The sequence below is a fragment of the Mesorhizobium sp. genome (assembly GCF_024509055.1).
Taxonomy (GTDB): Bacteria; Pseudomonadota; Alphaproteobacteria; order Rhizobiales; family Rhizobiaceae; genus Mesorhizobium.
Genome location: NZ_JANINM010000537.1, coordinates 1 through 9,203, shown reverse-complemented (window position 1 = coordinate 9,203; position 9,203 = coordinate 1). Strand labels below are relative to the sequence as shown.

At 63.0% G+C, this 9,203-nt stretch carries 10 protein-coding genes; 8 read left to right on the top strand and 2 right to left on the bottom strand.

What is annotated here, in order from left to right; genetic code table 11:
- Nucleotides 1-177: 177 nt before the first annotated feature.
- Nucleotides 178-354 (bottom strand): Flp family type IVb pilin, encoded by a 177-nt coding sequence (locus Q0L57_RS32405; protein ID WP_296747172.1) that lies wholly within the window; start codon nt 352-354, stop codon nt 178-180.
- 357 nt (nt 355-711) lie between these two features.
- Here Q0L57_RS32405 and Q0L57_RS32400 point away from each other — a divergent pair, with 357 nt between their 5' ends.
- The 3 genes from Q0L57_RS32400 to Q0L57_RS32390 all read left to right on the top strand — a co-directional run bounded on the left by Q0L57_RS32400 (nt 712) and on the right by Q0L57_RS32390 (nt 2,505).
- Entirely contained in the window at nt 712-1,134 is a 423-nt protein-coding gene (locus tag Q0L57_RS32400; RefSeq protein WP_296747171.1) for a pilus assembly protein N-terminal domain-containing protein, read from the top strand.
- Between the two features lie 141 nt (nt 1,135-1,275).
- A complete protein-coding gene (locus tag Q0L57_RS32395) occupies nt 1,276-1,854 on the top strand; it encodes a TadE/TadG family type IV pilus assembly protein (RefSeq protein ID WP_296747170.1) in 579 nt (192 codons plus the stop codon).
- Nucleotides 1,855-1,884: 30 nt separating this feature from the next.
- The gene (locus tag Q0L57_RS32390) at nt 1,885-2,505 is read left to right on the top strand and encodes a TadE/TadG family type IV pilus assembly protein (protein WP_296747169.1); all 621 of its coding nucleotides are present in this window, start codon (nt 1,885-1,887) and stop codon (nt 2,503-2,505) included.
- A 39-nt stretch (nt 2,506-2,544) separates the two neighbouring features.
- On the opposite strand, the gene Q0L57_RS32385 is transcribed toward Q0L57_RS32390, so the two are convergent.
- Entirely contained in the window at nt 2,545-3,480 is a 936-nt protein-coding gene (locus tag Q0L57_RS32385) for a PhnD/SsuA/transferrin family substrate-binding protein (protein WP_296747168.1), read from the bottom strand.
- 136 nt (nt 3,481-3,616) lie between these two features.
- Between Q0L57_RS32385 and Q0L57_RS32380 the strand changes: the two genes are divergently transcribed.
- The 5 genes from Q0L57_RS32380 to dnaA all read left to right on the top strand — a co-directional run.
- The gene (locus tag Q0L57_RS32380) at nt 3,617-4,855 is read left to right on the top strand and encodes a phosphopentomutase (RefSeq protein ID WP_296747167.1); all 1,239 of its coding nucleotides are present in this window, start codon (nt 3,617-3,619) and stop codon (nt 4,853-4,855) included.
- Nucleotides 4,848-5,738, top strand: coding sequence for a bifunctional DNA-formamidopyrimidine glycosylase/DNA-(apurinic or apyrimidinic site) lyase (gene mutM, locus Q0L57_RS32375; RefSeq protein ID WP_296747166.1), 891 nt, complete (start codon nt 4,848-4,850; stop codon nt 5,736-5,738). Before Q0L57_RS32380 ends, mutM begins: the two co-directional genes overlap by 8 nt.
- Before the next feature lie 40 nt (nt 5,739-5,778).
- A complete protein-coding gene (locus Q0L57_RS32370; RefSeq protein ID WP_296747165.1) occupies nt 5,779-6,552 on the top strand; it encodes an enoyl-CoA hydratase in 774 nt (257 codons plus the stop codon).
- Between the two features lie 238 nt (nt 6,553-6,790).
- Nucleotides 6,791-7,057, top strand: a complete 267-nt coding sequence (rpsT, locus tag Q0L57_RS32365; protein WP_296747164.1) for a 30S ribosomal protein S20 — start codon at nt 6,791-6,793, stop codon at nt 7,055-7,057.
- A gap of 833 nt (nt 7,058-7,890) precedes the next feature.
- Nucleotides 7,891-9,203 (top strand): chromosomal replication initiator protein DnaA (gene dnaA, locus Q0L57_RS32360; RefSeq protein WP_296747163.1); only part of this gene is annotated, 1,313 nt, incomplete at its 3' end.

Sequence of the window (9,203 nt, the reverse complement as noted above, 5' to 3'; positions counted from 1 at the left end):
GCTTCAAGCATGGACGGTGCCCGTCGTGGAATTTTGGCCGCAGTCTACGTGCGCCGGATTAACGATTGATGAGGCCGGACACTCAAAATCGCCCGGATGCCGTGAAGGAAACACCATGAAAGAAGGGCCGCCCAAGGCGGCCCTTCTTTCATTTCAAGCTACGGATACTTCCGCTTATCACGGGGTACCGGTGTTGACCGCGTTGGCGATCGCCTGGAACTTGCTGTTCAGGGCGGTGCCGAGCGAGGTGGCGCCGACCATGATGGCGAGCGCGATGAGAGCAGCGATCAGGCCATATTCGATGGCGGTCGCGCCGGATTCGTCCTTCACAAAGCGTGCGATGAGGTTAGACATTCGAGAAGCTCCTACTCCACGTGTTACAGCACTTCCGTCAACTTCTCTTGCCGGTTGATCGGATGTTGCCAATCTAGGGAGAAGCCCTTTCGATCGGCTTAATAAACAGCCTTACCGATTCCTTTCCGATGGCGAACCCATTGCGTGGTTAACCGTGGCCTAAGCAGGGAAATGCGGTCCTACCGACCGGCAAAAGGCCGCAGACCGGCGCAACTGCAAAATTGCTAATACAGCTCGCGCTGTTGACGCATGGCGTTTGGGACGGACAATCCAGGTCACGCACAGCCCCGGTTTAACCGTTGGTTCACCAATCTCGTTCATGTTCCCTTGAACAGTTTGCCGCTCCGGAGCGCCTCAATGACCTTGCCGAGATCGCTGTTTCCAGTTGCCGTGCTGCTGGCGGCCGCGGCTTTTGTCTTGCCCGCAAGGGCCGGCACCGGCATCGAAGTCACCATGAACCAGGCGAAGATCGTCAAGCTGTCGCGGGCGGCCGATACGGTCGTCGTCGGCAATCAGGCGATCGCCGACGCCTCCGTGCAGGACGCCTCGACGATCGTGCTGACAGGCAAGGGTTTCGGCGTCACCAACCTAGTCGTGCTCGACCAGGAAGGCAGCCCGATCATCGACGAGCAGGTGACTGTCGTGCGGCAGGCGGCTTCTTCGGTGCGCATCTACAGGCGCGCCGAGGTCCAGACGATGTCGTGCACGCCCTATTGCGAGAGCGCTTACAAGACCGAAGCCGAGAAAGCTTCCGAAACCGAGATGAACGCCGGCCATTGAGCGTGGCGAGGGCAAGTGCCCGTCATCGACGTTAATGGCGGATTAAGGGCCACTCGCCTAGTTTAACGGTCATCCAAACCGGACCTCAATGGGTTTTCACTACGTTGCCGCCGGTATCGCAGAGGATCGGCAGGAACGGACATGAGCAAGGACCCGGTATCCGGCAAAGGCACGGACCGCGAAGCGGGCACCCGCCATGGCTTCTTCAGCGACAAGCGTGGCAGCACGGCGATAGAATTCGCGATGCTGGCGATCCCTTTCGCCCTTCTCATCTTCGCCATACTGGAAAGCTGCATTTCCTTCGCCGGCCAGGAAGTGATGGCAAATGCAGCCGACGACGTCGCCCGGCAGTTAAGAACGGGCCAGATCCAGCCAGCCGCAGCGACATCCACCGCGATCAACCAGGCGATCTGCAACGAACTCCAGATCATGGTAGCCCAGAATTGTCCGGGACTGCTGGTGGATCTGCGCCAGTATTCGACCTTCACCGATGCCGCGGCAGCGGGTTTCCAGATCGTGAACGGCGACATCCAGCTGACGCAGGGCACAGCCACGACCACCTTCACCGTGGCTCCGGGACCGTCGGGATCGAAGAACATGCTGCGTGTCTTCTACAAGTGGCCGGTAATGACGGATTTCATGGCCAAGTCCATGGCCAACCTGAACGGTGGCAACACGCTGCATTTCGCATCGGTCACCTGGCAGAACGAACCATTCTAAGGCCCGACCGTCGGGGGCGTGGAGATTGATATGGGCGGTGCGGGGGCACATTTGAGGATTTCGGCCGTAGTAGCGAGGCTGACAAGTTTCTGCCGCGACCGCAGCGGGATTGCCGCAATCGAGTTTGCGTTCATCGTGCCGGTGCTGCTCATCATGTACTTCGTCACGATGGAAGCCTCACAAGCTATAGAGACGAGCAAGAAGGTCAGCCGCATCGGCAGCATGGTGGCGGACCTCGTCACGCAGCAGCAGTCCGTTTTGTCCACGGACCTCGATGCAATCATGGCAATCGGCAATTCGACGCTGCAGCCCTACAACCGATCGTCGCCAAAGATTATCATCACGGCCATACAGATCTCGACCGACGCAACACCGAAGGTGCAGGTGGTCTGGTCGCGCAAGCTGGTCAACGGAACGACCAGCGTCGACGCCGCGGCCGGCACCACCACCACCGTTCCTACTTCGCTCAGCGTCGCAGGCACCTTTCTCATCCGTGTCGAAAGCGATCTCGCCTACCAGCCGATGATCACCTGGTCCGCAAACAGCTCCAAGGCGCTGGGATTGACCTCCGCCTTCAGCAACATATCGATGAGCGAAACCTACTATCTGAGGCCCCGGCGGAGCCAGACGATACCCTGCACCGGTTGCTGACGTCCGGATTCGCAATTCCTGACAGGTTGCTTTTGGCGTCTATTCCCGCGCGCCGGCTCCCAGCCGCACAATGGCCGCCGCCACGGCATAGTCCTTGGACGTGACCGGCACGAAGCCACCGGAATGCGTCGACTCCATCAAATCGTATACGTCTGGCGTCAATGACTTCAGATTGGTGAGGAAAACCGTCAGCCGACGCTTGGCCTCCGGGTCCAGGTCGGTGCGCACGGCATGCGGTCCGTAGCGCAACAGGCCCGAGGTCCACAGCACAGTAAGCGAAGACCTGGGGATGCCGGCAACCTCCAGCCTGACGAGCGTCCCGCCCGAATTGCCGGGCTGGCCGTCAGCGTCGGCGGGTTCCCAGCCGAACAGGCCGTCGGCCTGCCCATGGCTCAGCATCTCCTCGGCCGCCGTGGCCGAGCCCGCGCGCTCCAGGAAGGGCGAATCCTGCGCGATCCTGACGCTGCCGGCTGAGAGCTCCGCCAGCGGCAGTAGGGAGCCGCCGACATTGTCGACAGGCGCGACCGCTATCCTGTGCGAGGCCAGAGCGCCAAGATCCGGTATCTTGCCGTCACGCGTCACCAGGACAGAACGGATGCCGACGGCGCCGTCGGCATCGACCGGCGCGACCAGCGGCTCCACGCAGCCGCACCGCTCCGAAGCCGTGGCATAGGCGAGCGCCGAGTAGACCGCATACTGCACGTGGCCGCTGGCCTGCGCCTCGATCAGCGCCGCGTAGTCGCGCCCGACGACGAATTCCACCTTCATCCCGAGCGCGTTGGTGTAGGCTTCCGTCAGGCGCGCAAGCCCAGGTACCGTGTTGCCGCCGCCGGGCTCGGCGACGATTCCGATGCGGAATGTGCCTATATCGTCGCGCCAGTCGGCACGCGCCGACGGCGCGGCGGACAGCACCGCGAGAGCCGCCGCGCATATCCTCAAAGTCCGGCCCGTCGCGGATTTTCCGCCCTTGCCCATCCTTGCCGCACTCCCCGCCGACACCGCGCTCCGATCGCAGGACTATGACGCCGGGTCGTTGCGGTTTGGTTTCCGATTTGCCAACGCCGCCGGGCAACCTTATGTCTGGCTGCTCAGACTGGCAATGATGGCACCCATGGCGCGCGCTTTCCTGTTCGTTCTCGATTCCTTCGGCATCGGCGGCGCGGCCGACGCCGAGCGCTACGGCGATACCGGCGCCGACACCTTCGGACATATCATGCGGGCCTGCGCCGAAGGTCGAGCCGATCGCGAGAACCTTCGCACGGGGCCGCTTGCGGTGCCCAACCTGATCGCGCTCGGGCTTGGCCACGCGGCGCGGACGGCGACCGGGCTGTCCGCAGGCGCCGGCACGGCACTGCTTGCCTCGTCCTTCCATGGCGCCGCCCAGGAGGTGTCGAGCGGCAAGGATACGCCGTCGGGCCATTGGGAGATCGCCGGTCTGCCCGTCCGCTTCGACTGGGGTTATTTCCCGAATGCCGTGCCCGCCTTCCCGGCCGAACTGACGGAAGCGATCATCCGCGAGGGCAAGCTGCCGGGCATCCTCGGCAATTGTCATGCCTCGGGAACCGAGATCATCGAGCGCTTCGGCGAGGAGCACATCCGCTCCGGCAAGCCGATCTGCTACACATCCGTCGATTCGGTCCTGCAGATCGCCGCTCATGAGACGCATTTCGGCCTCGATAGACTTTATGAGCTGTGCCTGACGGTGCGCCGGCTGGTCGATCCGCTGAAGATCGGCCGGGTGATCGCAAGACCGTTCGTGGGAGAAACACCGGACAATTTCCAGCGCACCCACAACCGTCGCGACTATGCCGTCCCTCCGCCGGAGCCGACCCTGCTCGACCGATTGACGGGGCGCGGCAACAAGGTGATCGCGGTCGGCAAGATCGGCGACATCTTCGCCCATCGCGGCATTTCGGAGGTGCGCAAGGCAGGCGGCAACATGGCGATGTTCGACAAAGCGCTCGGAGCCATGGACGACGCCGGCGAAGGCGATCTGGTCTTTGCCAACTTCGTCGACTTCGACACCGAGTTCGGCCACCGGCGCGACGTCGCCGGCTATGCCGGCGCACTCGAGGCCTTCGACCGGCGGCTGCCGGAAGCGCTTGCGCGGATCAGGCCAGGCGACCTCCTCATCCTGACCGCGGACCATGGCAACGACCCCACCTGGCCCGGCACCGACCACACGCGCGAGCGCGTCCCGGTGATCGGCATCGCACCGGGGTTGAAGGGCGGAGACATCGGGTTGAGGCCGACCTTCGCCGATATCGGCGAAACCGTCGCGGATCACCTCGGCCTGCCGCCTGGCCGCCACGGCAAGTCCTTCCTCACCGCGATTGGTGGCCATGCCTGAACTGCCCGAGGTTGAAACCGTCCGGCGCGGATTGCAGCCGGTTCTCGAAGGTGCCCGCCTCGTCAAGGTCGAGGCGCGCCGGCCCGATCTTCGCTTTCCTTTCCCCGAGCGCTTCTCGGAGCGGCTGACGGGCAAGACGGTGACGGCGCTCGGGCGCCGGGCCAAATATCTGACCATGTATGTGGACGACGGCCCGGTGCTGATCTGCCATCTCGGCATGTCCGGGTCGTTCCGCGTCGAAACCGGCGACGCGAACGAGATGCCCGGCGTTTTCCATCATGAGCGATCGAAGAGCGCGGCGCACGACCATGTCGTGTTCGATGTCGCCTCGCCCGAGGGCCGGTCGTCCCGCGTCATCTTCAACGACCCGCGCCGTTTCGGCTTCATGCTGTTTTCCGAGGGCGCGCCGGACACGCATCCGATGCTGGCTGGGCTAGGCGTCGAGCCTACCGGCAACGCGCTCGACGGTCCCCTGCTCGCCTCATTGCTCGAAGGTCGCAGGTCCCCGCTCAAGGCCGCGCTGCTCGACCAGCGGCTGATCGCCGGGCTCGGCAATATTTATGTGTCGGAAGCGCTGTGGCGCGCCGGCCTGTCGCCGCTGCGCGAAGCAGGAACCATCGCCGTTTCCGGCAAGAAGGCAAAAGGGCAAAGCGAGCGGCTGGCCGAGGCGATCCGCTCAGTGATCGCCGACGCGATCGCCGCCGGAGGTTCCTCGCTGCGCGACTACGTCCAGGCCGATGGGTCGCTCGGCTATTTCCAGCATTCCTTCGCGGCCTATGATCGTGAAGGCGAACCATGCGCGAAGGCAGGCTGCGGCGGCCATATCGAGCGCATCGTGCAAAGCGGCCGCTCGACATTCTATTGCCGGACCTGTCAACGGTGAGCTAGACCGGTCTCCTCAATCGAAACGAGGAGACGTCGCCATGGCCTATGAAACCATTCTCGTGGAGACACGCGGCAAGGTCGGGCTGATCACCCTCAACCGGCCGAAAGCGCTCAACGCGCTGAATTCGCAGGTGCTGGCTGACGTCGTTGCGGCGGTCAACGCATTCGGCGCCGATGCCGGCATCGGCGCAATCGTGCTTACCGGTTCGGAGAAGGCCTTCGCGGCGGGCGCCGACATCAAGGAAATGCAGGCGATCGACTTCGCCGACGCCTACACCCAGGACTTCTTCGTCGGCTGGGAGGAACTGACGCGCGCGCGCAAGCCGATCATCGCCGCGGTAGCCGGATATGCGCTCGGCGGCGGCTGCGAGCTGGCGATGATGTGCGATTTCATCGTCGCCGCGGACAACGCCAGATTCGGCCAACCCGAAATCACGCTCGGCGTCATGCCGGGCATGGGCGGATCGCAGCGGCTGACCCGCTTCGTCGGCAAGTCGAAGGCGATGGACATGTGCCTGACCGGGCGGATGATGGACGCCGCCGAGGCCGAGCGCTGCGGACTGGTGTCGCGGGTCGTGCCGGCGGCGGAACTGGTCGAGGAGGCGCTGAAGGCGGCCGCGAAGATCGCGGAGTTCTCGCTGCCATCGGTGATGATGACCAAGGAGGCCGTCAACCGGGCCTATGAGACGACTCTGGCAGAAGGTCTGCGTTTCGAGCGCCGCCTGTTCCATTCCCTGTTTGCGCTCGACGACCAGAAGGAAGGCATGGCCGCCTTCGTCGAGAAGCGGAAGCCAAATTTCACTAACCGCTGACGCATGGCGCCAAAAGAGCGTGCCGCGCTTCGGGGGCCAAAAAGACTTGAAACGCAGCCTCTCGACTTGTTTCAGCGCGAAGCGGTTCAAAGCCACCAAAAAGACGGCGAAGCGGCGTTGACGCGCCGGAAAAGCTGAACTATAAGCCGCACCAACCGAGGCGGCCCCGTGGCTGCCCGTTTGTTTTTTGCGCCCCGCGGTATCCCGCTGGCGCCCACCAGATCAGAAGAGAGGCATCATGGCCAACACTTCCTCGGCCAAAAAGGCAACGCGCAAGATCGCCCGCCGCGCAGCGGTCAACAAGAACCGTCGCTCGCGCGTCCGCACCTATGTGCGCAAGGTCGAAGAGGCGCTTGCCGCCGGCGACAAGGCCGCAGCGGTGGAAGCCTTCAAGGCAGCCGAGCCGGAATTGATGCGCGCCGCCACCAAGGGCGTGATCCACAAGAACACCGCTTCGCGCAAGGTTTCGCGGCTGGCCCATCGGGTCAAGGTGCTGTCGGCCTAACCAACTTCTCCTCAGAAGCATCATCCTTTGAACCCGGCCGCACAGGCCGGGTTTTTTCGTTTGCCGGCAAGTACTTAAAAAGAACACTCGAAAACCGATCTCCGGCGCGAATTTCAAAGTTGCGAATGTTTGCCGGCATATACATGACGGCTGATGTTAGCGCCTGCCGAATGCGGGCCTGAACATATTTTAGCCTGTCACAAAATCTCTATTGTTTTCAAATAGTTACAGACAGTCATCCACAGCTTGTTCAACTCATGGGCGAGCGGCGGGGGACAAGTAGCTGTCAAGCGAATTATTTCAGAAAATTTCGCGACCGATGGCCTTTTTCATATTCGCCGGAAAAGGGTTTGAATCACAATGGGTTTGTCAAAACATGCCGCAGCGGCACCTGCTCCTAACTCGTCTACGCTAACCAGATTCGTTAAAAATCAGTTAGACGTGGCCTTGCCCTGTCCACAGCGATTTCGGTAATGTCCATCCATCGAAGGGACGGGCTTTAGCCCCTGACCCAGCCTGAATCGGCCAGCACAAAATGGCGGAATTCATGACGTGGAGCAATTCCGCGCGTGGCTCGGTTTGTCCCTGCGGTGTGGGTAGGGGACTGGCGTAATTGTACATGGCAGTCGACATCGCACCGGCGGTTTCGCCGGGCGGTATCGTATTGCCCGATGGTCAAGTCGGCTCGAAAGAGCCGCGGCAGACCCCCTTGCTCAGTATGCGCTGACACTGCCGGCGGCGGCGGTGGCAGCGCGCAGAAAAGGTCGTCGGATCCAGGGTGCAGGAGGCGCACTCCCGGCGGAAAAGGGTACGAGAAGACAAGGAACTTGATCATGCAGAGCGGCATCGAACGGGAGATCACGAGCGAACTCCCATTCCCAGCAACCTTTGTCGGAGGGGACGACGTGGCGGCATCCAGCGACGCGGAACAGAAGTTCGAGCGGGTCAAGGCCCAGCTCAAGGCGCGTCTCGGAGCCGAAGTCTATTCCAGCTGGTTCGGCCGCATGAAGGTCGCGGAGGCTTCCCGCGGCATTGTGCGCATCTCCGTGCCCACGGCCTTCCTGCGGTCGTGGATCAACGGCCACTATCTCGATCTCATCGCCGAGTTGTGGAGGCATGAGGACCCGGACGTTCTCAAGATTGAGATCGTCGTACGGACGGCGACCCGCCAGGGCCGCACCAATGTCGAGCCGGAAATCGCGCCGGCGCGCAAGATGACGAAACAGACGCAGACCGCGCTCGCGGCCGGTACCGCAAACAGCGGCCGGGTGGAGCGGGCGCCGGCGCCGCGCCAGGGCGCGCCTGTCGAGACCGAGTTCCGGCACAATGTGTTGGGGTCGCCGCTCGACCCGCGCTACACGTTCGCTTCCTTCATCGAGGGCCCGTCGAACCGGGTGGCCTTCGCGGCGGCCAAGGCGGTCGCGGAATCGCAGTCGAGCGCGGTGCGCTTCAACCCGCTTTTCCTTCACGCCACGGTCGGACTGGGCAAGACGCATCTCCTGCAGGCGATCGCCGCGGAATCGCTGCGGCACAACCCGAAGTCGCGCGTCGTTTACCTGACGGCTGAATATTTCATGTGGCGCTTCGCCACCGCGATCCGCGACAACAACGCGCTCACCCTCAAGGAACAGTTGCGCGATATCGATCTTCTGATCATCGACGACATGCAGTTCCTGCAGGGCAAGTCGATCCAGCACGAGTTCTGCCACCTGATCAACATGCTGCTCGACAGCGCCAAGCAGGTCGTGGTCGCCGCCGACCGGCCGCCGTCGGAGCTGGAATCGCTGGAGCCGCGCGTGCGCTCGCGACTCAATGGCGGCGTGGCGCTCGAAATGTCGGCGCCGGACTTCGCCATGCGCCTCGGCATGCTCAAGCTGCGCCTTGCCACCGCCAGGATCGACGATGCAACGCTCGACATCTCGGACGAGATCCTCGATCACGTCGCCCGCACGGTGACGGGCAGCGGGCGCGAGCTTGAGGGCGCCTTCAACCAGCTGCTGTTCCGCCAGTCCTTCGAGCCGCAGATCACCATCGACCGCATCGACGAGATCCTCGGCCACATCTACCGCTCCGGCGAGCCGAAGCGGGTGCGCATCGAGGACATCCAGCGCATCGTGGCGCGCCACTACAACGTGTCGAAGACGGA

Coding starts and splice junctions, on each gene's coding strand:
- Q0L57_RS32390 (WP_296747169.1), top strand. CDS start 1,885: ATGGGCGGTGCGGGGGCACATTTGAGGATTTCGGCCGTAGTAGCGAGG.
- Q0L57_RS32405 (WP_296747172.1), bottom strand. CDS start 354: ATGTCTAACCTCATCGCACGCTTTGTGAAGGACGAATCCGGCGCGACC.
- Q0L57_RS32385 (WP_296747168.1), bottom strand. CDS start 3,480: ATGGGCAAGGGCGGAAAATCCGCGACGGGCCGGACTTTGAGGATATGC.
- rpsT (WP_296747164.1), top strand. CDS start 6,791: ATGGCCAACACTTCCTCGGCCAAAAAGGCAACGCGCAAGATCGCCCGC.
- Q0L57_RS32395 (WP_296747170.1), top strand. CDS start 1,276: ATGAGCAAGGACCCGGTATCCGGCAAAGGCACGGACCGCGAAGCGGGC.
- Q0L57_RS32400 (WP_296747171.1), top strand. CDS start 712: ATGACCTTGCCGAGATCGCTGTTTCCAGTTGCCGTGCTGCTGGCGGCC.
- mutM (WP_296747166.1), top strand. CDS start 4,848: ATGCCTGAACTGCCCGAGGTTGAAACCGTCCGGCGCGGATTGCAGCCG.
- Q0L57_RS32380 (WP_296747167.1), top strand. CDS start 3,617: ATGGCGCGCGCTTTCCTGTTCGTTCTCGATTCCTTCGGCATCGGCGGC.
- Q0L57_RS32370 (WP_296747165.1), top strand. CDS start 5,779: ATGGCCTATGAAACCATTCTCGTGGAGACACGCGGCAAGGTCGGGCTG.